This window comes from Catenovulum sp. 2E275 (assembly GCF_025515275.1).
Lineage (GTDB): Bacteria > Pseudomonadota > Gammaproteobacteria > Enterobacterales > Alteromonadaceae > Catenovulum.
The window spans coordinates 1-24,214 of the sequence record NZ_JAOPFU010000053.1 but is presented as its reverse complement, the minus strand read 5'-3'; the positions used below and the strand labels follow the sequence as shown (position 1 = coordinate 24,214).

General features: G+C 35.6%; 20 protein-coding genes and 2 pseudogenes. 2 read left to right on the top strand and 20 right to left on the bottom strand.

Annotation, left to right across the window (positions count from 1 at the left end):
- From N7931_RS17105 to N7931_RS17090, 4 genes and pseudogenes are all read right to left on the bottom strand, one after another.
- On the bottom strand, positions 1-94 hold a 94-nt coding region (locus N7931_RS17105; RefSeq protein WP_262794928.1), incomplete at its 3' end, for a sugar phosphate nucleotidyltransferase.
- A 77-nt stretch (positions 95-171) separates the two neighbouring features.
- Entirely contained in the window at positions 172-1,242 is a 1,071-nt protein-coding gene (gene wecA, locus N7931_RS17100; RefSeq protein ID WP_262795561.1) for a UDP-N-acetylglucosamine--undecaprenyl-phosphate N-acetylglucosaminephosphotransferase, read from the bottom strand.
- A 180-nt stretch (positions 1,243-1,422) separates the two neighbouring features.
- On the bottom strand, positions 1,423-2,403 hold the full coding sequence (locus N7931_RS17095; RefSeq protein WP_262795560.1) for a GDP-L-fucose synthase family protein: 981 nt from the start codon (positions 2,401-2,403) through the stop codon (positions 1,423-1,425).
- Between the two features lie 62 nt (positions 2,404-2,465).
- Positions 2,466-2,972, bottom strand: a pseudogene (locus N7931_RS17090) (GDP-mannose 4,6-dehydratase).
- Positions 2,973-2,999: 27 nt separating this feature from the next.
- Here N7931_RS17090 and N7931_RS17085 point away from each other — a divergent pair.
- Positions 3,000-4,153, top strand: a protein-coding gene (locus N7931_RS17085) for an IS3 family transposase (RefSeq protein ID WP_262795559.1) whose coding sequence is annotated in 2 segments (ribosomal slippage) — positions 3,000-3,249 and positions 3,249-4,153 — 1,155 coding nt in all. Because the reading frame shifts where the segments join, the coding sequence is not laid out codon by codon here.
- 15 nt (positions 4,154-4,168) lie between these two features.
- Here the strand turns inward: N7931_RS17085 and N7931_RS17080 are convergent.
- The 16 genes and pseudogenes from N7931_RS17080 to N7931_RS17005 all read right to left on the bottom strand — a co-directional run.
- Positions 4,169-4,791 (bottom strand): annotated as a pseudogene (locus tag N7931_RS17080) (GDP-mannose 4,6-dehydratase); the annotation flags it as partial.
- A gap of 308 nt (positions 4,792-5,099) precedes the next feature.
- Entirely contained in the window at positions 5,100-6,206 is a 1,107-nt protein-coding gene (locus N7931_RS17075; protein ID WP_262795558.1) for a glycosyltransferase, read from the bottom strand.
- A complete protein-coding gene (locus N7931_RS17070) occupies positions 6,203-6,967 on the bottom strand; it encodes a glycosyltransferase family 2 protein (protein ID WP_262795557.1) in 765 nt (254 codons plus the stop codon). The genes N7931_RS17075 and N7931_RS17070 overlap by 4 nt, the downstream gene beginning before the upstream one ends.
- 9 nt (positions 6,968-6,976) lie before the next feature.
- Positions 6,977-8,149, bottom strand: a complete 1,173-nt coding sequence (locus N7931_RS17065) for an O-antigen ligase family protein (protein WP_262795556.1) — start codon at positions 8,147-8,149, stop codon at positions 6,977-6,979.
- Positions 8,125-9,267, bottom strand: a complete 1,143-nt coding sequence (locus tag N7931_RS17060; RefSeq protein ID WP_262795555.1) for a glycosyltransferase family 4 protein — start codon at positions 9,265-9,267, stop codon at positions 8,125-8,127. Before N7931_RS17060 ends, N7931_RS17065 begins: the two co-directional genes overlap by 25 nt.
- A complete protein-coding gene (locus tag N7931_RS17055; RefSeq protein ID WP_262795554.1) occupies positions 9,264-10,328 on the bottom strand; it encodes a hypothetical protein in 1,065 nt (354 codons plus the stop codon). The genes N7931_RS17060 and N7931_RS17055 overlap by 4 nt, the downstream gene beginning before the upstream one ends.
- A gap of 10 nt (positions 10,329-10,338) precedes the next feature.
- Entirely contained in the window at positions 10,339-11,394 is a 1,056-nt protein-coding gene (locus N7931_RS17050) for a glycosyltransferase family 4 protein (RefSeq protein WP_262795553.1), read from the bottom strand.
- Positions 11,391-12,551 (bottom strand): polysaccharide pyruvyl transferase family protein, encoded by a 1,161-nt coding sequence (locus N7931_RS17045; RefSeq protein ID WP_262795552.1) that lies wholly within the window; start codon positions 12,549-12,551, stop codon positions 11,391-11,393. Before N7931_RS17045 ends, N7931_RS17050 begins: the two co-directional genes overlap by 4 nt.
- 122 nt (positions 12,552-12,673) lie before the next feature.
- The gene (locus N7931_RS17040) at positions 12,674-13,210 is read right to left on the bottom strand and encodes an acyltransferase (RefSeq protein ID WP_262795551.1); all 537 of its coding nucleotides are present in this window, start codon (positions 13,208-13,210) and stop codon (positions 12,674-12,676) included.
- Positions 13,179-14,411, bottom strand: coding sequence for an oligosaccharide flippase family protein (locus N7931_RS17035; protein WP_262795550.1), 1,233 nt, complete (start codon positions 14,409-14,411; stop codon positions 13,179-13,181). The genes N7931_RS17040 and N7931_RS17035 overlap by 32 nt, the downstream gene beginning before the upstream one ends.
- A complete protein-coding gene (wecB, locus tag N7931_RS17030) occupies positions 14,401-15,522 on the bottom strand; it encodes a non-hydrolyzing UDP-N-acetylglucosamine 2-epimerase (RefSeq protein WP_262795549.1) in 1,122 nt (373 codons plus the stop codon). The genes N7931_RS17035 and wecB overlap by 11 nt, the downstream gene beginning before the upstream one ends.
- Positions 15,523-15,526: 4 nt before the next feature.
- Positions 15,527-16,540 carry a Wzz/FepE/Etk N-terminal domain-containing protein gene (locus tag N7931_RS17025; RefSeq protein WP_262795548.1) on the bottom strand — a complete coding sequence of 338 codons (1,014 nt, stop codon included), beginning with the start codon at positions 16,538-16,540 and terminating at the stop codon, positions 15,527-15,529.
- An 821-nt stretch (positions 16,541-17,361) separates the two neighbouring features.
- Positions 17,362-20,196, bottom strand: coding sequence for an SLBB domain-containing protein (locus tag N7931_RS17020; RefSeq protein WP_262795547.1), 2,835 nt, complete (start codon positions 20,194-20,196; stop codon positions 17,362-17,364).
- A 601-nt stretch (positions 20,197-20,797) separates the two neighbouring features.
- On the bottom strand, positions 20,798-22,132 hold the full coding sequence (gene hslU / locus N7931_RS17015; protein ID WP_262795546.1) for an HslU--HslV peptidase ATPase subunit: 1,335 nt from the start codon (positions 22,130-22,132) through the stop codon (positions 20,798-20,800).
- 9 nt (positions 22,133-22,141) lie between these two features.
- On the bottom strand, positions 22,142-22,687 hold the full coding sequence (gene hslV / locus N7931_RS17010; RefSeq protein ID WP_262795545.1) for an ATP-dependent protease subunit HslV: 546 nt from the start codon (positions 22,685-22,687) through the stop codon (positions 22,142-22,144).
- Positions 22,688-22,812: 125 nt separating this feature from the next.
- Complete coding sequence (locus N7931_RS17005; protein ID WP_262795544.1) at positions 22,813-23,355, bottom strand: SPOR domain-containing protein; 543 nt, start codon at positions 23,353-23,355, stop codon at positions 22,813-22,815.
- Between the two features lie 176 nt (positions 23,356-23,531).
- Here N7931_RS17005 and N7931_RS17000 point away from each other — a divergent pair, with 176 nt between their 5' ends.
- Complete coding sequence (locus N7931_RS17000; protein ID WP_262795543.1) at positions 23,532-23,825, top strand: GIY-YIG nuclease family protein; 294 nt, start codon at positions 23,532-23,534, stop codon at positions 23,823-23,825.
- Positions 23,826-24,214: the final 389 nt, after the last annotated feature.

Here is a 24,214-nt window from a genome sequence, read left to right as displayed (position 1 = left end):
TGGTAAGTGCTAAGTACTGCTTTGGGTATGCCGAACGTGATAATGGCCATAAACGCGAACCTGAGCCGCCGGCCATAATTACAGGTATAAACATAATAAAGTCCTTAATTATTCTTATAAAAAAATACCTGCCGTAGCAGGTATTTATAATGTTAAATATAACTTAAGAATTTATGCTTTAATTTGCTTTGCTCTTATTCTTTTTACTGTTCTGCGACGCACAAATCTTACTACTTTCCATACATGAATAAGTGAATAGCAGTATAAAGCGAATAAAGCTAAAAACGAGGCAAACATAAACCATTCCGGTAATTGATATATCTCGCCAACTATGCCAAAACCAGAATAAAATAATGATAAGCAAAAAATAATCGCTAACGATTGACGAGAACTAAAACCTGCTCTTAAAAATATATGGTGTAAATGATCGCGATCAGGCAAAAATGCAGATTGACCTTTTTTAACCCGGCGATAAATAATGGCAGCCATATCCATTAACGGAATACCAATCACCCATAAGGCTGTTACGGTTCTAAATGCTGGTGTATCTGATTGTGTACCTATAGTTAATAACCAAATAACACTTAGCCCGATAAACATAGAACCCGCATCGCCCATAAATATTTTTTTAACAGGCCCAGGGACCAAACTTAAATTAAAAGCAAGATAAGGAATAATTGCGCAAACTAAAATAACAGGTAAAGCTAAAAAACTACCTTGTTCAGTTAAATAAAATAAAACACCAATAGATGCAAAAGTATTAAGTGCTAATGAGCCCGCTAAACCATCAATTCCATCTGTCATGTTAAATGCGTTAATAGCGCCAATAACAGCGATAAAAGTTAATAAAGTACCAGCAATACTAATATCTATATCACCCAAGCCGACTAAATTGCCTAAATCGTGAATATACATATCTGCGCCAAATACCATAATACTGGCAATTAGAATTTGCGATACAATTCGAGAGCGAACACTTAAGTTATGGTAGTCGTCTAAAACGCCTAAAAACACAACAAAAGCAGAGGATATTAAAAATAAAGTAACCGTTTTATCGCCAGGAAAAGCCAACATACAGGCAACTAAAGTTGCAAAATAAAACGCCATCCCGCCAATTAAAGGGATTGCACCTGAATGCTTTTTTCGCTCATTGGGTTTATCGACAAGGCCGACTTTTTCGGCTATAGGTTGAAGTAAAAATACTGATGCAAAACTAATAGCGATTGCTGCTATTATTTCCATACAAAACTCCGTTTAAATACACGCTAGTTCAATCGAGCGAGATTATACACTAAGCGAACTTACTTGAATATGACAAAACAAATAAAATCATCCATGAATTTGTTAATAAGTGTAAATTAAAATGCAAAACGCGCAAATTTATATTCATATCAAATAACTCAGTAAGCCCATACTGCCCAGCTAAAATTTAAGAACCAGCAACCTAGCCCTAAATTTATCCTGATTATCTAAAAGCCATTGATAAGTTTGAGCTAAGCCATCTTCCAATGAAATTGAATATTTCCACCCAAGCGCCTCTAAACGCGACGAATACATTAACTTACGCGGTGCACCATCTGGCTTAGATGAATCAAATTTAATTACACCGTCAAACCCAACCACTTTCGCAACCGTTTCCACCAATTCACGAATAGTACAATCAACACCGGTACCAACATTAATATGACTTAACATAGGTTGAGTATTAGCTTGATAAGTTTCATCGTCTAAATTCATAACATGGATACAGGCAGCAGCCATATCGTCTACATGCAAAAATTCGCGCATTGGTTTACCCGATCCCCATGCAATAACTTCAGAAGCTTTATTTAATTTGGCTTCATGAAAGCGCCGGATTAAGGCCGGTATTACATGAGAGTTTTCAGGGTGAAAGTTATCATTTTCACCATATAAATTAGTCGGCATGGCACTACGATAATTACGGCCATATTGACGATTATATGACTCACACAATTTAATACCGGCTATTTTAGCAATCGCATAAGGCTCATTTGTTGGCTCTAACGTACCAGTTAACAATGCTTCTTCCGTCATAGGTTGTGCAGCTAATTTAGGATAAATACAAGAAGAACCTAAAAAGAGTAAGTCATTTACGCCAGTTTGATGTGCAGAATGAATAATATTACATTCCATCATCAAGTTTTCGTAAATAAACTCTGCAGGGTAAGTGTTGTTAGCTATAATACCGCCTACTTTTGCTGCAGCTAGATAAACTTGATTAATATTTTCAGTTTTAAAAAATTCAGCAACGGCTGCTTGGTCTAATAAATTTAACTCTGCTCTATCGCGAACAACTATCTCTATACCAGACTGGTTTTCAAGTTGGCGAAGAATAGCTGAACCGACCATACCTTTATGGCCTGCAACAAATACTTTTTTCATATTTAATTACTTTTATTAATATTTCAGCAGCAGTAGTCACTGTAGTACTAAACTTTTTAGTACTACTCGATGTAAAGACAGACATTGTGGCCATGCGCTTTTAATAAAGCGTTTTGTTTAGCTTTGGCTTTTGAAGGATCGCCTAATAAAGTTTCCACTTCTGCTGGGCGAAAATATTTAGAATCAACTTTAACAATCACATCACCTACTTTTAATGCTGGTGCTTTACCTGCATCAGTAATTGCTGCTACAGTTACAATTTCATCAACACCTTCTCCACTGAATTCAACTTCAATTCCAGCCTCTTTTGCTGATAGTCACACAAATTCACGTACAGAAATTTGTTTGCCAGTAGCAATCAAAAATTCTTCTGGTTTTTCTTGCTGCAACATTATCCATTGCATACGCACATAATCTTTTGCATGCCCCCAATCGCGTAGAGCATCCATATTCCCCAAATATAAACATTTCTCTAAACCTTGAACAATATTGGCAATACTACGGGTGATTTTACGGGTTACAAAGGTTGGTAAGGCCTGAGATTTCCCGACACTTTTTATGGTAAAAATGTAACTAGAACCATAAAGAGGAAAATCATGGGTAAAGGTATCCGATATTCAGACGAATTTAAGCAAGAAGCAGTGAACCAGATAAGCGTGCATGGTTACAGTGTTTATGATGTAGCTGAGCGACTTGGAATCAGCACTAAGGCGCTGTATGGCTGGCTAAAAAAATTTTCTAAGCCATCCAAAGTTCGAGAAGAAGAGCAAGATTTACGCGCTGAGATAGCACGACTGAAACGCGAGCTAAAGCGTACAGAGCAAGAACGAAATATATTAAAGGAAGCCGCGGTGTTCTTTGCCTGCGAGTCAAAGAACGATACCGATTTATAAGGTCTCGCTGCTTACGCTATCCTGTGAGAATGTTATGCCGGCTCTTGAGTGTTCATCCAAGCGGTTATTACGACTGGCTTAAATCACCAGTCAGCAAACGAGAACTTGAAGACAAACAACTATCCCAAAAGATTAAGCAGTTTTGGCTCGAAAGCGGTGGTGTTCATGGGTATCGCAATATCTATATGGACTTTCGCGATGCAAACCAGTATTGCGGCCGTGACCGTATTTTACGGCTTATGCAAAAAGAGGGGCTTCGAGCACAACGAGGTTACGACATACCGCGAGGTTATTACGGCGGCAAGGTAGATATTGTGGCTGGCAACGAGCTTAATCGAGAATTTAATGTTGAGCATCCCAATCAATGGTGGGTAACAGATATCACCTATATCAAGACGCATGAGGGATTTCTTTTTCTAGCCGTTGTTATGGATTTGTACGCAAGAAACATCGTTGGTTGGTCAATGAGCGACAGAATGACCGAAGATCTGGCAATGCAGGCTGTCACTGCGGCATATTGGCGCAGAAAACCTAAGCAACAAGTCAATCTGCATTCGGATCAAGGCTCTCAGTATTCCAGTCGGCAATTCAGAAAGTTACTTGATGCATACAATATAAAGCCGAGTATGAGTCGCCGTGGTAACTGCCACGATAATGCCGTCGCTGAGAGTTTTTTTAGCAATTTGAAAAAGGAAAAAATACGTCGTCGTATTTATCCAAATCGCGCTGAAGCAAAACAGGCTGTTTTTCATTATATAGAAATGGTTTACAATCCGATTCGGCGTCACACTAAAAACGGTAGAATGTCACCGAACGATTTCGAGCGTAAATATTTTAAACAGATAGAAGGTGTCTAGAGACGTCAGGCCTTACCAGGTTTCACCACGGCGAGGTGATTTATGGTTGAATAAAATACCATTACAAGCATACATCCCTGTAGTGGCCAAATTATTCTGCCACTACACCCATAAGATTCACGATAATTAATAGTAATCCAATACGCGTACATTTTAGCTACTGCATAAGGTGAACGAGGATGAAACGGTGTGGTTTCTTTTTGAGGGATTTCTTGTACTTCACCATAAAGCTCAGAAGTTGATGCTTGATAAAACTTGGTTTTCTTTTCTAAACCTAAAAAACGGATAGCCTCTAATAAACATAAAGTGCCAATAGCATCTACATCAGCAGTATATTCAGGGCATTCAAACGAAACAGCAACGTGTGACTGTGCACCTAAGTAATAAACTTCATCAGGTTGAACTTCTTTTAAAATGCGCGTCAAGTTTGATGAATCAGTTAAATCACCATAATGTAGAAAAAATCTTGGGTTTGATTCATGCGGATCCTGATATATATGATCAACACGTTCAGTATTAAATAAAGAGGCACGGCGTTTTCTTCCATGAACTTCATAGCCTTTTTCTAATAAAAATTCAGCTAAATACGAACCATCTTGCCCAGTTACTCCCGTGATCAATGCTACGTTATCTGTCATAAAACATTTCAAGTTGATTCTTCTGACCTTCACCGCCACCCCAAACTTAGCATTCAATTAACTTGCGCGATATCTATTAACTTTCTAGTTTTAAAACTTTGCCTTTAAATTCGGATGAGTAAGTCTTTTTTAAGCTTTTGCCATTTTCAACTCTGTGGTTTATTTTACTCGCTTCATAAAGTATTTAGGATTATTGGAGATGGGGAGATAAAGACCAAGCCCTAGATACAGACTAGGTCTTTACAATTGATCAAACATTCATAATGTGCACAACTTGAGATCATTTATTAAAATAATCTAATTAATAACTACTTTAAAAGGAGCCTATGATACATTTTTTCAATATTCTGTATCTGAGAATCCCATGTAAAAATGTGTTTATTAAAATCAACTTCAATGAGACTTAGCTTTTCTTTATAGCCATCCCTGTATAGGACACCTAATTCATATTCTTCAACGAAATTACGCCAACCTATAAAGTCAGAACAAAGTAAAACGATTCTATTATTATAGTACTCAAAAAACTTCGTCAATTCCTTCCTTTCATAAAAAGAATTGAATGGAAATAGAGCCAAACCTGCATACCAGCACTTTTTAGATTGGAAATATTCAATTACAGGTTGTGGTATAAATTGTTCTAATCCAATTAAATAAAACCTACTTTCATCAATTTTATTATCTAACAACCATGTTTTTATCGATTTATATGTATTTCCGCTACAATATCCCACATAACAGATTGCATAAGACGGGTCATCTTTCAATATTTTTAATTGTTCTAAGGCTCCTCTTTCTTCGGTCACATTACCTGTATATAGGAACCACTTATGCTCTCTGCCAAAAACTATATGTTTATATTCATCTAATATACTAGATGTTTCTGGAGAATAATCTCCAGGATAATTAAGAGCTTGGACAGCTTTTGGAAACATCTCTTGATAATAACGTTCAGCTATAACTGTACTAATAGTTTTATGTGCAATAGCTTCCAATAAACGAACAGTATAAGCAATCATAGGACGCAAGATAGATGGAACTGCTTTTTTTTGTAAGATGTTTCTATAATTATCTTCGTGAATATCGTAAACAACTTTTTTAGTATAGAGTCGTAATATAGGAATGATTATTAGTAATTCAGGATCATGAAAATGAACGATATCCGGTTTTATGCACTTTAGATGCTTAATAATGAGTTTGATGTTATTAAATACTCTAAAAGGCGAGTTTGTTCTTTTCTTAATAAAACCGACTTGAACGCCTTCTACAATACCAAACTCTCCTTCTGTAAATCCTTCTAAGTCTAAAGGGGCAATTAAATAATTATCCACATTCATTTTAGATAATGTCCGACAATATCTGTAGAAAATTCGAGTATCTTTGGTCCTATGTACAACAGTTAAGTGAACTACTTTCATTTATTATTCCTATATTTAACAAAGTGTTTCTTAACACCATTGATTGAATATAAAATTAGACAAGTAATTCGTTGAAACATATTTAAATTTGAAAATTTTTCCAAAGCATTATTTTGTCTAAATAGCTCGAGAAATTTATTAGCAGAGACAGATTTAGTAGTAACACGGTATGACACTAGTTTCATACATAAAGGTCGAGTACTGCTCTCTAAGACTTCAGATAAAATTAACCACAAAGCATAATCTTCTTTTGCTACATAAGGAAATGAAAATAATCTAATGAGTTCTGTTTTAATCATCACGGTAGAGCAACCTATATCACAAGTATAATAAAGTCGTTTTCTAGAAAAGGTTGATTTGGGTTCAAAGCTACCAATAATCTCCCCATCTGAGTTAATTACGTTATATGAGGTGTAAGAAAATTGAACTTCATTTTCTAACATAAATTGTAATTGGAGTTCTAATTTATTCTTGTCCCAAATATCATCTGAATCTAGAAATGCAATGTAGTCAGAAGATAAAGCTCTTTTCAACCCTGTATTTCTAGCCCCAGCAGCACCCTTTTCAAATTTATTTGTGATTAAAGTAACTCTTGAATCCTTGCTAGAGTATTCTCTAACTATTTCTCTAGAGTTATCAGTAGATCCATCATCTACTACAACCAATGTATAGTTATCATATGTTTGCTCGAGAACACTATTAATAGCTTCTCTTAAGTATGCCTCACCATTATAACAAGGCATGATTATCGAAATTTGCAATTTAATTCCTTATTGCTTTCTAATTGAGAGATAATTTAAAGATATAGCCATAAGTAACAAGTACCAAAAAACATTGTTAGTTACGATTGACCCAGAAAAATTAGCAGCAACAAAATACTGAATAAATAACATAGGTATAAGGGCATATTCTCTCCCCAATTTTACATAACGAGTTCCTCCTCTAAAGGCTAAATAAACTAATAAAATGAGAATTGAAGTACCAAAAATACCTAGAGACATGGCTACTTCTAATAAAATATTATGTGGGTAATATCCAGTATTGGGTTCTTCGAGTGAGGCACCCAAAATGGGGTTTTCTAAAAATATTTCCATTGCTCCCAGGTAAGAGATAAATCTATATGCCATAGATACATCTGTGCCATTTAAGACATCTAAAATTCTATCAGTAAAAGAGCTAGTTATAAAATTTGAACTAATAATAGCTAAGAAAGAGAAACTTATAATTAGTTTAAATTTAGAGATTCCTCTAGAGCAAGTTATGAAAAATATAAATGAACAGACTAAAGAGACAAGAGCCCCTCTTGAAGCAGCTGTAATCAATAAATAAAAACAGAAAATATAAATACCCAATAAAATATATTTATTCTTTACCCCACTAGTAAACGCAATAATAATCAATGTTGCGGCTAAATTACCGAATGCCAATGTATTAAATGCTTCTAACTGGATACGACCATTAGAATAAATATCACCATTGACATCAGCTACTGTGTCGCTCGAGAAAAGGAATAAAATAACGCTTACACATAACGCTATTGATAAATAAGTTTGGTTTCCCTTGAATGTAATTATAGGGTTCAAACGAGCAACCGCAAGAGCTGGTAGCAGACAGACTCCTACCCCCCATATGAAGTACTCTTTAATTGGTTTATTTAAGCCTTCTGTTTCAACCTGATAATAAGCTCTTAGAAAGTAACTGACCCAAAAAAATACAAAAAGTATTATAATAAGCAGATGACTTTTATTAAACTTAGATACTATATGGATAATAATAAAATACAATGAAAATACAATAAGTAATGCTCGGTATACTACTGAAACAAAAAAATTATCAATAGAAATTAATTGAGCTAATACAACTGCAATAGGGTATCCCAATATACAAAGAATAAAGTAAATTCTGTGCTGCTCAAACATCATAATGCTAAAAGTGACTTCCAACGTGCTTGCCATACTCTAAAATTGAATGGGCCTTCAACGATAGTGGTCCTTGCATTTGATGACAAGCGCAGCCTTTCAGTTGGATTATCGATTAATTGACATACTTTAAGATATAGATCTATAGAAGTTGGAGCTGTATATAAACCATTAAAGTTATCAATAATGATTGAAGTCATACCACCTACAGGGGTACAAATACATGCACAGCCAGCCCTCATAGCTTCAATTAATGAGAGAGATGTACCTTCAGAAGCTATAGAGGGCACCATCGCGATATCAAATTTTTCATGGAAGGATAATGTATCTTGATAATTATATTTTTCAAATGATACATTGCTAAAATGTGTAAATTTTTTTTCAATTGAACTTGCCTCTGGGCCCTCACCAGAAAAAATGATTTCAACTTTATCTCCATACTTCTGAGCGACATTAAATAATGCCTCTGCAGCAATCTGGCTGCCGCGATATTTTTCAAATCTTCTGGCAAATAATATTTTTACTTTTCCATGATGCTGCTTACTTTCAACTGTATCCACATAATTCAAATCATTAACTGCATTAGGGATATAATGAACATTATCCACATTGAGACTTTTTTGTGTTTTTAACCAATTTACATAATTGTAATCCACACATACAAATTTTTTATCTTCATAAAAGTGATTTGTATACTTGTAATTCTGCAATATCCTGCGCAATCTTAACAAAGTCTTGGAATTTGACAGGAAAGATTCTCTATTTGTCAAATAATCTTGCATATCCCATGAAACTCCATGTTGGATATATATAGTGTTTTTATGACTAACATTTATTGAAGCCATTTCTGTACAGAAAATCAAAAGATCTGAATCATTCATTTCATGTTTGATATTTTCATACAGAAGTTTCGCTACTTTACTATTCGAAACAAAATTCTTTGACTTAACCCCTTTTACCTCAATAACCCCATCAGATGCAGTGAAATTGTTGGCACCTGCTTGAACAACAATGACATTGAAATCCAATTCATCTAGAATCAAAGATAAGTTTTTAATGTAAGTCTGAATTCCACCTACTCGTCTACTTTTCCCATAAAAATCGAAGTAAATAGGGTAAATTAGATACGCTACTCTTTTCACGACACCAGCTCCAAAAGTAATTGATTATTATTCCTAGGCTCAAAAAATAATCGAGCCTTATTTATATTAGATACACATAGCTCATAAAATTTTATGTCTGGGCCATCTTCTTCTATGCGTTCAATTATTTGCGCTATATCATCCATCGTGTCACATAAATAACCGAGAGACCCGAATTCGTTAAAATAATAACTTATAAAATCATTTTTTAAATAAATGCCTGGCTTTGAGTATTTTAACGAGTCAAAAAAAGTTCCGCTTGCGGTATATTTATAGCGAGATTGATCTAAACAAGATACAACATAGTCTGATTCAACTATGAGTCGTTCATAATCATCAGCAGGAATAGGAGATGTAGGAATATTAAATCTAATCCTATTACAGGCTTGCGTGCTATATCCAATAATACGAAAGTTTTCATTTGTCAAAACCTTACAATTATTTGACAAAAACTCCAAGTTTGCTTTTGCTTTCGACATAACTCCTAAAAACGCAAATATAAGCCTTGCAGAACTTTGTTTTTTGCGAATACTCCCCATCTCATATAAATGAGGTATGGAAATTACGTTCTGTAATTTCCATATAACTCCTTTCAAATTATTTTTAATAGGCTCTCCTAGTACAATCATTTTATTTCCGTGGCGTAAATACAAATTTACTACTTTTTGTAACGAAATCGCTTTTTTATCAGATTCAATAGTAGATAGGATACTGTGCGCTACAAAATATGTTTTGGCACGAGTTGTAATAAAAGAAAGTAATCCATAAACTAAGAAATTTATTTTAGAACAACTCAAGAAAATAACCTGATCATACTTAAAATTTCCCCAAAAAAAAGCATATATCGTCAGTAGTAATTCTTGAATAACTTTCAAGCCTCTATTATTTGAAAGCTTTTTATAGAAAGGATTTTTACGCCTTTTTAAATTGCCATGTCTAATACGTGAAAAATGGTGGAATTCACATATTATATCAAGTTCATTATTTTCAGAGGAAATACCCGTAAGAAATGCCTTATTAAAATTTGCGTGTTCATGTTCAACACAAATTGGTTCAATCACTAAAATTCGTCTAACTTCCAAACCATAATCTCTCGTATGTCTTTACCATTTTTGTCCAAGATTGCTCTTTGACCCATGAAAAAGAATTAACTTTCATAGAATTCACAGTCTCATAATCACATAAAGCAGCAGCAATCTCGCTAAAATTATTATTCAGTAATAATAATTTTTCCTGAAAGCTTGGTATCTCTTTCAAATAGCTTTCCTTAATCGGATTATCATACGTCGCAATAACTAATTTATTGTTTGACCAAGCTTCTAATATTGCTAAATAGCCGGAAGTCATTATATATTTAGATTTAGCATAATAATCGTCTACATTACTAACCCAACCAGGAAATGAAACTGTTGCATCAATCTTAGCTGCTCTAGCAACCAGTTTGTTTTTTAAAGATCCATCTCCACAAAAAACTATATTTAGATTTTTTGTTTGAGTAGACATATACTCAACAAAACTGAAATAAGACTCAACACCCGTATCGTCTTCAAATCGTCCAACATACAGAAAGTCAATATCTAGTGAGCTATTAATTTGAGCATCACTTATAATATTTATATCTTTTGGGTAAATGGCACCATAACTTACGGTCGTCGCATTAACTCCAAAAAGTTTAGGTATATAAGCGCCTATACATATATTTCCATTAGTTAGAAAATCAGCAACTCGCCTCAATATAATTGACCGAGTTGATGGTGGATATATTCCTTCCCATCCATGAAAGGTTATATAGAATTTTTTCCAGAACAAACAGAGACGAGTTAGTAGCGCACTATTAAAAAGTATCTCATAATCATGAATATGAACTATGTCGGCAGTTAAAAACAACTTTAGATAATCTTTCATAAACAAAAGATTTCTCCAAACAGACTTATTATAAAGTTTCAAGTGATTATATCTGATTACTCTAGTCTTCCCATAAAAATCGACTTTTGCTATTTCAGTTGATGAAGGAACAAGTATTGTGATTTCGTAATTGGAACTCAAGTTTTTAGTCAATTCATCGATATGTTTTTCTACTCCACCTAATGAAGGGAAAAACTTCGGTGCTAAAAATAAAATTTTCATTTATGAAGTATACCTCTAAGCACCTCACAATTTTTAGATTCTCTAATTTTAATAGATTCAATGTGCTGATACATAATATCTTTTTCGCTTAATAATGTTAATTTTAGTTTGGTAACTCTTTTTAGAGCTTTTTCAACGTCTATATTAGAATTCTTCCAATTGCTCCCGTCCCCAATTTCAAGTACTTCTGAATCCACACCTATTTTTTTTGCAAATTCATAAACTTTATGATGATATACAATTGGTAATACCAAAGTGTTTTGCAAAGCTGCCAATATACCAGCATGTAAACGCATACCTATCAATAGATCAATTTGAGAAAGAGCACAAACCCCATGATTAAGATCAGAACTAATATCAACTATACTAAAATTATCTAATAAACCATTCGAGCGTATATCATCATAAACCTTGATATCAGTATTTTGCATAGGTATAAAAACGCATTCATAATTTGAACTCAACTCAACTATAAGGTTTCTCATCGCACGAATATAATTTGAGTATTTTTCTTTAGCGTTTGGCCATAGACTTTCGTTCGTATAAATAGGAGCAGCAGAAATACCAATTCTCTTTAGAGCACTAGAATTTGAACGTTCAAAATTAAGCGAGTAAACTGGATCTTCTGTCACATGGACCTTTTCGGCATTTACACCTGAATTTATAAGTTCTTCATAAGAAGTTTTATCCCGGACAGTAACTGCATCAATACAATTATTTATGATAAATGAAGTCATTTTTTTTCCGAGCTTAGTCCTTATTGGACCAGCACCAATTCCATAAAGCATTACTTTTTTCTTCAATAATTTACCTAATATAGCTTGACGGAGCCAAATCCATGGAGCTTCGATTTGCCAATCAGATAAAAACCCACCTCCACCAATTAATAAGGCATCACATTTGACAAAATAATAAAGCGTTATAAAAAATCTTAGCTTCAAAACACTAATGATCCAAGCTTTCAGTCCAAAAGGTAGATGTCTCGCTGCTTTGCATTTATTGAATTCATTAGTAAATTTGGGATTATTAGATAAAGCATAAACTTCACATTGAAATTCTTTTTTTAAAGACGAGATTATCGCCGACAATATAATTTCGTCCCCAATATTTTTGTATCCATACCATCCACTTATTAAAAACTTTGTAGTTTTACTCATTTTTTACTTTTCCTGACTTTGTACAAGCACATTAAGTGCAAATATGTAGTAGGCGAATTTTTAATTTGCACCATTCAAACTTCATATTAAATAACAAAAATTTATACAAGCATGTGATACTATTAATTATCAATTATTTCCTTAGGAAGAATATTCGATAGAAACTTTTCCTTTAAGTAATATCTCTCTTTATTTTTAGCTATGTTATAAATATCTTTATTTCGCATTTTTATTACCTTGGCCGGATTGCCTCCGACTATTGCTAAGGGAGGAACATCTTTACAAACGACAGCCCCCATAGCTATTACGGCGCCTTCGCCGATCGTCACCCCTGGACATATCATCACATTATCACCTATCCAAGTATTAGCACCAATAGTAACTTTCTTAAGGACAGTAACACCGTCATAAGGTAATATATCAAAACTTTCATAATTATGATTGGAGCTATGTATAGTTAACCTTGGCCCAATTATCACATTATCGGCTATATCAACACCTCCTCTGCAATGAAATTTAGCTCCAGGTCCTATATAAATATGATCTCCGAGTTGTAATTTCTCGCAATCACTAATATCAACATCAGAACAAATTATAATATTACGCCCAACCACACCTAATTTTTTCTTAAGTTTCTGAGTTTTTAACTTTTTTATCAATCTCTTCAGCATATTTTTTGCTCAATAAAATTATACAAACAGCACCAAAAAAACGTACCGAAAATGCAGACATCGCTGCTCCTAAAATTCCGAATTTAGGTATTAAGAATAAATTAGAAACAAAATTAATTATCAATTGACTAACATTAATATATAACAGTATGTTACTTTTATTTGCTTCATACATGGTCAAGCTTAAAGGATTTACAATCATCCCAAAGCAATAAGATACCAAAAGAATAGCTAATGGCTTAGCTGACTCTGTATAACCATCCCCAAATAATATTAAAATGTAAGGAGATAGCACATAAAAAGCTCCAGCAATGAAAAAAACTATAGGTGTAAATTTTAAAATAGAATGCCTTAAGTTTTTAGCCCCCATTTGTTGCACTAACTTTTTGTATTCTGGTAATAAAACTGTATTTACAGCACCCGTAAAGAGCGCAAATACCATTGCAACTTGATTGGCAACGGCATAAACACCAACCTCTTTTGTACCGAGAAAGTGATTAAGCATTAAAACATCTAATCGCATTAATATCGCAACGACCATAGAAGATAAAAATATCCAAAAGCTGGCTTTTATTAACGAAAAAAAATTAGAAAAGGAATTATTAAACGAGTAATTTAGTTTTTTTATTCTTACGATAATCACTACTGATACTAAAAGAGGTATCGCGAAGTAAATTAGCAACACATACTCTAAAGTTAAGATCTTAAAGCCATAAATAAGGAGTATAATTGACACGAGTTTTAGGAAGTTTAAAGCCAAATTGGCTTTTGCCCACCCTGAGTATAAACCAAGTGATTGCTGTATAGTTTGTGAAAACATGAACATTGAACCCGAAGCAATACAAAGTGAAGCAATCAGTAATTCATTGGATATATCATTCCCAATGCTTTCTCTTATATATAAATAACCTATTATACTTGAAATAACAGTACAAAATACTCTGAAACCAAGTACCCAAGGATATACATCATTTAAAGAACTCAAATCTCGAGAAACTAATTTTGGTAAACTAATAGAAATACCAAACGAAGACGCCTGTATTAAAATGAACTGGACAGCTAGAATAGTAGATAAAATACCAAATTTCGAAGCACCTAGTTCTCTAGAAATCAATATAAAAGTTACGAAATTAATCAGTTGCCCAAAAATATTACCAGAAAGAATTTTTAGAATATTTCTAAAGAGCATTGTATAGAAAATCCAATATACGAGAACAAGCTTTACCGTCACCGTATGGATTATGGGCTAAACTCATTTCAGAGTATTTTTCATCTTCATTCAAGAGTTCAAAAAGTGCGTTAGTTATTGAATCAACATTTGTACCGACTAATTTCACTGTACCAGCAAGAACAGCTTCCGGTCGTTCGGTAGTATCTCGCATTACCAGCACAGGTTTCCCTAGGCTAGGAGCTTCTTCTTGTATACCACCTGAGTCGGTTAAAATAATATGAGCACGATCCATCAAATAAATAAATTCTAAATATTGTAGTGGTTCAATTAAATATACATTATCAACATAACCTAGAATACGATTTACGGGCTCTTGTACATTAGGGTTCATATGAACGGGGTATATAATTTGGCAATCAGGGTAACTCTTAGCTGTTTGTGCTAAAGCTTCACATATACGTTCAAAGCCACCACCAAAGCTTTCACGACGATGGCCAGTAACAAGGATTAATTTCTTTTTAGCATCTAGCATCGGAAAGTTGAAAGCTAACTCTTTACTGAGAGTACCACTTTTTTCTATTTGCTCCTTAACCATAAATAATGCATCAATAACTGTATTTCCAGTTACAGAAATATTAGCCAAGGCAACATTTTCTTTAATAAGATTATTTTTCGAGGTTTCTGTTGGAGCAAAATGATATTTTGCTAAGGCTCCTGTTAGTTTTCTATTAGCTTCTTCGGGCCATGGCGAATATATATTTCCAGTTCTCAGTCCGGCTTCAACATGGCCGACTGCAATTTGTTCGTAATAAGCAGCTAAGCTTGCCGCAAATGTTGTAGCAGTATCACCATGAACTAAAACAACATCAGGTCTAAATTCTCTCAAAACAGGAGTTAATTCTAAAAGAATTCTACTGGTAACCTCAGGTAAAGTTTGACTTTGCTTCATTAAATCGAGGTCAAACTCTGGTGTTATTTCGAATAATTCTAAAACCTGATCTAACATTTCTCTATGTTGGGCGGTAACACAAACTTTCGCATCGAAACGATTATCATTGCTCAACGCTTTAACAAGAGGAGCCATTTTTATAGCCTCTGGTCGAGTACCAAATACAGTTAAAACTTTCATAAACTTACTTCTTTTTATAATTGATAAAATGTCCAAAGAGAGTGAATAACACTGCAACCATAAAACCAAGAATTGTTATCACAAAACATACCACCCCTCTTTTAGGCTTTGACTTTAATTCAGCAATTTTTGCTGGAACCACAGTCTTAATCAAGTATTGTTTACTAACTTCTGCGAGCATAAGTGTTTTAGTTTGAGATTCAATCATACTATAGAAAACAGCCTGCATATCGTTCACATTCGTTTCTGCTATTTTTGCTTGCAGGTATTCAATATTTTTTCGAGCATCAACCATATCCTGCTGTTGGTAATAATTATTAATTTCATTTTTGAGTAAATTTACCCAGTTATAAGCGACCTGTGGTGAATAATGTTCCACAGCCAATGTTATTAACCCTGATGATGAGTCATTGGTAACACTTAGTAATCCGCTGAATCTCTTATATGTATACCAACTTGAAGGTTCATCAGTTCCTTCTTCAACATTGCGTGCCCATACTTTTGTTTCTGGGTTATAAATATTAGTATTAAAAACAAGTTCATTTGTTTTTTTATTCCAGCCTTCAACCGCCATTATTTGTGGTTTTAAGTTATATTTATTTATAAAACTCTCTAAAAAAGGCCAACTTTTCACTAAAATTACAGCCTGCTCAATTCTGCTGCTATCACTACCTCCTAAATTAATCCCCGCCATAGCCGCTAAACCACCGTATTGGGCAGCTAAGCCACCTAAACCGCCCTTATTATCTGTTTGAGCTGGGGCTAAAACCATTTGAGATTTATACATATTAGGCAGGGATAAAGCGTAAATAACAGATGCAACTGCAAATACAGCTGTGATAGCAATAATTTTAAATTTGCCCGCCCAAATTACATTCCAAAGTTCACGAAGGTCAATTTCATCATCATTATTTTGGGGAGCAAAGTCAGAGTCTAGGTTTGATACTTTAGACTTTAGCGCTATTTGATCTAATTTTTCTTCTATATGTTGTAAACGATTTTCTAAGTTATTAGTCATTTTTTCACTTCGTTCTTAGGCTGTAGTACCTTGAATTTACATTCTTTTCCTTCAGTAGCTCTATTTATTAACCACTTAAAATCGAGTTACTTTACCAAGGTTCCGCATAACATTCGTTTTTTGCTGTACGGAATGTACGATTTTAGTTTAGGTACAATTATTTTTGGTAAGGGTGTTGCAGGCAGGATATTGCTTTGCTTTAGTCCCTTAAACAATGCGCGCATTATTCCATAATTGAATTAAGTTTTCATGACTTTTTTGAATTTTTGTGGAGAGGGACTGAGTTTTAGGCCTTAGGATGCCGCGCTGCTAGGTTTTAGGTTCTAGGTTTAAAGCGGTATTGTTGGCAGGAGATTCCGCATCACGTTCGTTCCTTACTGTACGGAATGACGAGTTTTCTTTGTTATTACTAAGATGTGGCGAAGGTCCAGCATAACCGTCATTCCCGCGAAAGACTGAATGGGTTCAGGAGGTAGGATAACGCAGGGAGCAGTTATCGAGGTGGGAATCTCAGCTAGGCAACTTCGGTGTTTAAGTTTTTATGCTGGTGCTGTGTTGTCGGCAGGAGATTCCGCATCACGTTCGTTCCTCGCTGTACGGAATGACAAGTTATTTTTTAGATTTTCGTTTCAGGTTTAAAAGTGGTGTTGGTGCAGGGAGACTCCGCAATCTGCTCGAGCCTTACGGTGCGGAATGACGAGTTTTATATTCGTTTTGTACGTTTTTATTTGTGCTCTGTTGTTGGAGGTATATTTGGGAGTTGAGATTTTAGGCTGTGCTAAAATCTCAACTTAAAAGGTTAGCGTTCTAAATACGGGCCATTACAATGCAGCTAATGCAGCTAGCGCAACTGTTGACTGGTAAATAATGCTTGTCACATCTCGCCATATTTGTAATTGAGGGATAGGATCTACATTGGTTGGGACCACTATAGTATCGCCAGGTTCAACTAACTCTCCAAATGTGAACCAACTACTGCTAGAAACAACTCGCCCATTGGCTTTAATAATATATACATCATCATCTTCAGCCATTTGGTTAAACCCACCAGCAGCGTCAATATAGTCATCAACAGTCCAGCCTTTATTATAAATTTGGGCTGTTGGTGCATATACTTCACCAATAATAGAAACCGCCTGATTAACTGTTGGTATCACCAACATATCACCATCTCTTAATTTTACTGAGCTCGCGATATCAAATAATTGGCTTTTATTAATAATCATACGTCCGCTGGCTTCTACCCCTTCCAGCTGATCCAGCATGTTTAATACAGCTTCTGATTGCCCCGCTGCACCAGCATTAATTTGATTAGAAATTAATTCACGACGTAACCGACGTTCAGCTTCATCTAGCAGTTTTTGCTCTTTTTCTTTTAAATAAGAGCGGGTAAATATTGAGGCATCTACAAACGCTTTGTCAGTAAATCCACCGGCTCGTTCAATTAAGCTTGCTAAAGTTTCGCCTTTATTAATTGTGTAGGTTCCTGGAAATTTAAATTCCCCCACTAAAGTAACTGCTTCGTGATCACGCCATTCAGGTATACGCTTAATTAAAACCGTATCGCGAGGTTGTAGCACAAAGTTATTAACGTCTGTTTCTTTTAAGCTTAAGTTTTCAATTACAAACTCAGTAGAATCAATTAGATTAGAATTAAAACGGCTTAAGTCGATATCATTTAAATAACTGGCTTCTGTATAACCACCAGCTGCGTCAATCAACTCTGCAATTGTCATGCTTTCAGATAACGGATAGGTACCCGGAAAACGGACTTCTCCATTAATGGTCACTAACTTTTGCTGATTCTGTTTATTAGTTTGCAGCTTAATCTCTTCAATTAAATCACCAAATAATTCTTCACGTTCTTCATTAACCGAAAATACGTATAATTTATCTTGCGGTGCTAATTTAAAATTAAGGTCTTCTGCATTATTTAATTTAACGACTTCAAAATCTGTAATGTTATTAATGAAATCTCTACGTTTTAACAGCGCGTAGTCCAGATCCGTTTCTAATTTTAAGTCAAATGAAGCTTTGATTAGATCTTTAACTCGCATGTTTTCTGTGTATGGGTACTCTCCTTCATAGCGTACGTTACCAACAACACTCACAATTTTTGCAGGTTCATCTGATCGAGCCTGTGCTTCTAAGCGCTCAAGTAATTCATCGATGTTTCTTTGTTGAGCAGCAGAAAAGATAAATATTTGATCACGAGGCGCTAACCGAATATTAGATGGAGAATCTGGTGCTTTATAAGCCTCTTTTAATGAGAATTGAATGGCTGATAAAGTACGAATATGTGGCTCTTCGCGCACGATAATGCCGTATTCTAAATCTGGATTTGGCTGTAGATCTGTAATAGACGGAATAATGTCTAACAGTTTAATGCCCGGTTTATAAGCAAAAGACCCTGGACGATGAACATGCCCTTTCAATCTAACAATATTTTCCATTTCGTCTAATACTGAGCTTATTCTTAATAAATCACCAGATTGTAATTTAGTTCGTTTATTCGCAGACTCAGATAAATTTAGATCGATTACAGTACGGGTACCATCTGATCTTAAGCGCTCTAATTTAGATGCTTTAGGATAGGCTGTTGTTAACATACCACCCGCTAATTCCACCAATTGTTCAGCACTGGTTGTTGTTTTAAGTTCATAAATAGCTGGGCGTTTTACTTCACCGTCAATTCCAACCGTTTTACCAACCGGTGGGATAAATACTACATCTCCCGGTAGAAGATTATAATCATTAGCGGTATCACCTTTAAGTAATAAATCGTACAGATCAAATGTAGTGATTACCTTGCCTTTACGTTTTAGCTGAATATTACGAAGTGAGCCTACATCGGTCACTCCGCCAGATACAAATAAAGCATGAGTGATAGTAGAAAGTGAACTAACCGTATAAGCACCCGGCTTATACGCTTCGCCTAATACAAAAATACGAATTGAGCGCATACCGCCCATGGTAATACTCGCTTTTGCACCAATAACTTTTTCTGCTATTTGTTGATTCAGATATTCTTTAAATTCGGCAAAAGACATGCCGACTACTTGAATAGGCCCGGTCTCTGGCAGCATAAATGTACCATTACGATCGATAGTCACATCATAGCTTTTATATTCTTTACCAAATAACTGTACTTTTACGGTATCACCCGGACCTAATACATATTCGTGTGGTACTGGTACATCGGTTGCTGGTGCAAATGTAGTTGGTGAGCCGGCAAATAATTCATAACCAAAAGGTTTTAATGGCTCTTTTTTAGGTGCTTTCTTTTTATCTACTTTTTCATCTTCTAAGTCTATTTTATTGTCTTTATTTGCATAGAAGAAAGCTTCATCCATATTTTGTGAATATAGTAAATCTTGTGTTGATTGGGCTGTTGTATCCTCGCCTGTTACTTTTTCATCTGTTGATGTTTGTTTTTTGCTAGGTCTTGGTTTAACCACTTCTGGATTTTCAATTTTTTTAGATGTAGAAGTTTGGTTAATATCGGATAAATCAATTCCATACTGCTTAGCCAAAGCCTCTTGCTGGGCTTTTGGTAACTGTTTGAATTGCTCAATTTGTTCCTGTGATGGAACGACAGCAAAGGCTTGCTGACTGATAAAAATCCCCGTGAGGAGAGTAAGCAGAACTCGCTTCATTTGTTAACTTTTCCCTTTCAAATACAGCACACATCAGGTCGTGCTTATAATCTGCGGTTTTAGAATTGCCTGAGTAATAATAGCGCGTCAATATATCAAAATTATGAAAAATTGCGAATAGATTTTTAGGTTTCTGGGTTTTAGGGGCTAGGTTTCTAGGGTGCTACGCTGCTAGGCTAGATTTGAGAGTCGAGATTTTAGAATTTAGAGGGGTGCTAGGGGCTGGGTTTTAAAACGGTGTTGCTAGCAGGAGATTCCGTATCTCGTTCGTTCCTCACTGTACGGAATGACGGTTATTATAACCATCCCGATATGTTGCGAAGGTTATTCCAAGTTTTATACAACTTGTCATTCCCGAGACGTCGGGAATCTCAGCTAGGCAACTTCGGTGTTTAAGTTTTATGCTGGTACTGCGTTGTCGGTAGGAGATTCCGTATCTCGTTCGTTCCTCACTGTACGGAATGACGTTTTATTTTCGCTCTAAAGAGCGACCTACAAATATAATTATGTCATTCCCGAGATGGCGAGTTTATCGTCATTGCGATTATTTCAGTTATAAAACGCTACGCTTTAACAGCGCAGCGTTTTAAATACTTGCTTTTTAAAGAATAAAACGTGATAGGTCTTCGTCAGCGACTGCTTCATCTAAATACTTAGTGACAAATGCAGAGTCAATTGTATAAACCTCACCACTTTTCTCAGATGCTTCAAACGAGATTTCTTCCATCAGTTTTTCCATTACTGTATGCAAGCGGCGGGCGCCGATATTTTCAGTTTTTTCATTCACTTTCCACGCTGCATCTGCAATTTTTTCAATTCCGTCTTGAGTAAACTCTACTTTCACACCTTCGGTTTGCATTAACGCTGTGTATTGCTCAGTTAACGAAGCTTTAGGCTCGGTTAAAATGCGGACAAAATCAGCCGAGGTTAACGCACCTAACTCAACTCGAATTGGCAAACGACCCTGTAATTCTGGAATTAAATCAGATGGTTTAGCCATTTGGAATGCACCAGATGCAATAAATAAAATATGATCGGTTTTAACCATACCGTGTTTGGTTGAAACCGTTGAGCCTTCCACTAGAGGCAGTAAATCGCGCTGCACACCTTCGCGAGATACATCTGGCCCACTGCTTTCGCCTCTTTTACAAATTTTGTCTATTTCATCAATAAATACAATGCCGTTTTGTTCAAGATTATGGATTGCATCTTCTTTTAATTCTTCTTGGTTAACTAAACGCGCAGCTTCTTCTTCAATCAATAATTTAAAAGCTTCTTTAACTTTTAACTTACGAGTTTTAGTTGTATTGCCAGATAAATTTTGAAACATTCCCTGTAATTGATTTGTCATTTCTTCCATGCCCGGAGGTGCCATGATTTCAACACCCATTTGTGGCGCGGCGACTTCAATTTCAATTTCTTTATCGTCTAACTCACCCTGACGTAGTTTTTTACGAAATACCTGACGGGTTGCACTTGAACTTTCCTGCGGCTGTTCGTCATCACCAAACATAGGTTTAGGTTTTGGTAATAAAGCATCTAAAATGCGTTCTTCGGCAGCTTCTTCGGCGCGATATTTTACTTTTTGTGTAGCCTGTTCGCGGGTCATTTTAACGGCGATATCAGCTAAATCACGAATAATGGTTTCAACTTCTTTACCAACATAACCAACTTCAGTAAATTTAGTCGCTTCAACTTTAATAAAAGGGGCGTTAGCCAGTTTAGCTAAACGGCGGGCAATTTCGGTTTTACCAACACCGGTTGGGCCAATCATTAAAATATTTTTTGGCGTAACTTCCACTCTTAACTCTTCATTAAGCTGCATTCTGCGCCAGCGGTTTCTAAGTGCAATCGCGACTGCTTTTTTGGCGTTATCTTGCCCAACTATGTGTCGGTTCAGTTCGTGAACAATTTCTTTTGGGGTCATTTCCGACATAACAGGTTCCTACTTATCTGATTTGTTATCGTTTGCGCTTAATTCTTCAATTGTTTGATTTTGGTTGGTGAAAACACAAATATCACCTGCTATTTTTAAGCTTTTTTCAACAATTGAGCGCGCATCTAACTCGGTATTTTCTAGCATAGCAATGGCTGCCGCTTGAGCAAATGAGCCGCCTGAGCCAATTGCAATTAAGTCATGCTCTGGCTGAATAACGTCACCATTACCGGTAATAATTAATGAGGCGGTTTCGTCTGCCACGGCCAATAAAGCTTCTAACCTGCGCAGGGCTCTGTCTGTTCGCCAATCTTTAGCTAATTCAACCGCTGCTTTAGTTAAATGACCCTGATGCATTTCTAATTTGCTTTCAAAACGCTCAAATAAAGTAAAAGCATCAGCTGTACCACCAGCAAATCCGGCAATGACTTTGTTGTGATATAAACGACGAACTTTGCGTGCATTGCCTTTCATCACTGTATTGCCAAGCGATACCTGACCATCGCCACCAATAACAACTTTGTCACCCCTGCGTACAGACACTATCGTAGTCATTAGAAATTCCTCTTGAGTTGCAGCTTGCAAAAAATCAAACGGGCAAGCATAAAATAACCCGCTGGCAGCGGGTTATTTAGATTAAATTTAGGACTAAAATATAAATGGGATTGCTTTAATAAAAATCAAGTCCAATATGATATTTGACAGCCATTGATTTTATTATTTTGCAATTTGTGACGAGCAGCTTCCGCCTGACGCTTAGTATCAAACGGCCCCAATACAACACGATACCACATACCAGTTGTACCTTGAGTCGGCTTAACAACAGATTCAAACCCCGAAAACGCAATTTTTGCTTTTAAAGCTTCGGCCTGACTTTCGCTACGAAGCGAAGCACACTGTAATTTGTATGGTCGGGTTGGCTCATTGCTGCGCTCAGGCACATCTACCTCAATGGTTTTATTTTCTAATTCTTTTACGTATTCCCATTTTTCTTTAGGTAATTTGGGTAGCGGTTTTTCGGTTTTAGTAGGCTGAGTTTGTTTATGCTCACTCACCTGCTCTGGCGCTTTACCATTAATAGATACTAAAAATGCGATAAACCCACCAATAACAATTAATACAATTAATAATAGAAATCGAGTCTTATTTTTTTTAGGTGCGGGTTGAGGCGCCTGCTTTTTGCGCGTGACAGGCTTACCTTTTCTTGCGTAATCTTTTGCCATGAATTCTTATACTACTTTTATACATCTGTTTTTTGCCATTATTGTATAGCTAAACCAATATAAATTAAAACAATCTACTGGCGATAAAAGTATTTAACAGCTCAGATTTAATATAAAAGCAGAGTAGAGGCTCAATGCTATAATAAAAATCTCCTAAAATTAGACAGGCAATTAGCGTGGTGACCAAACAGCCTTGTATTTATATTCTCACCAATAAAAAGGATGGAACACTTTATATTGGTGTCACAAGTGACTTAGTAAAGCGAGTTTGGCAGCACAAACAAAAACTTGTTACTGGCTTTTCAAATAAGTACAACACCGACAAACTGGTTTACTTTGAAATGCTCGATGATATATATCAAGCAATCACCCGTGAAAAACAAATAAAAAAATGGAATCGAAGCTGGAAAATCAACTTAATTCAAAAACAAAACCCTGATTGGATTGATTTGTGGGATTTGATTAAATGAATCATTATTTTTACAACTCTGTCATTCCGTACAGTGAGAAACGCACGAGATACGGAATCTCCTAATAGCGACTGCCAAACAACATAAAATTTAAACAACACTACCGCTTGTATAAGATTCCCGACGTCTCGGGAATGACAAGTTGTATAAAACTTGGAATAACCTTCGCAACATATCGGGGTAGTTATAAAAAACGTCCTTCCGTACAGTGAGGAACGGACGTGTTGTGGAGCCTCCTAATAGCGACTACCAAACAACATAAAATTTAAACAACACTACCGCTTGCATAAGATCCCCGACGTCTCGGGAATGACAAGTTGTATAAAACTTGGAATAACCTTCACAACATATCGGGATGGTTATAAAACTCGTCATTCCGTACAGTGAGG

Coding starts and splice junctions, on each gene's coding strand:
- wecA (WP_262795561.1), bottom strand. CDS start 1,242: ATGGAAATAATAGCAGCAATCGCTATTAGTTTTGCATCAGTATTTTTA.
- N7931_RS17095 (WP_262795560.1), bottom strand. CDS start 2,403: ATGAAAAAAGTATTTGTTGCAGGCCATAAAGGTATGGTCGGTTCAGCT.
- N7931_RS17075 (WP_262795558.1), bottom strand. CDS start 6,206: ATGAAAGTAGTTCACTTAACTGTTGTACATAGGACCAAAGATACTCGA.
- N7931_RS17050 (WP_262795553.1), bottom strand. CDS start 11,394: ATGAAAATTTTATTTTTAGCACCGAAGTTTTTCCCTTCATTAGGTGGA.
- N7931_RS17045 (WP_262795552.1), bottom strand. CDS start 12,551: ATGAGTAAAACTACAAAGTTTTTAATAAGTGGATGGTATGGATACAAA.
- N7931_RS17035 (WP_262795550.1), bottom strand. CDS start 14,411: ATGCTCTTTAGAAATATTCTAAAAATTCTTTCTGGTAATATTTTTGGG.
- wecB (WP_262795549.1), bottom strand. CDS start 15,522: ATGAAAGTTTTAACTGTATTTGGTACTCGACCAGAGGCTATAAAAATG.
- N7931_RS17025 (WP_262795548.1), bottom strand. CDS start 16,540: ATGACTAATAACTTAGAAAATCGTTTACAACATATAGAAGAAAAATTA.
- N7931_RS17020 (WP_262795547.1), bottom strand. CDS start 20,196: ATGAAGCGAGTTCTGCTTACTCTCCTCACGGGGATTTTTATCAGTCAG.
- hslU (WP_262795546.1), bottom strand. CDS start 22,132: ATGTCGGAAATGACCCCAAAAGAAATTGTTCACGAACTGAACCGACAC.
- hslV (WP_262795545.1), bottom strand. CDS start 22,687: ATGACTACGATAGTGTCTGTACGCAGGGGTGACAAAGTTGTTATTGGT.
- N7931_RS17005 (WP_262795544.1), bottom strand. CDS start 23,355: ATGGCAAAAGATTACGCAAGAAAAGGTAAGCCTGTCACGCGCAAAAAG.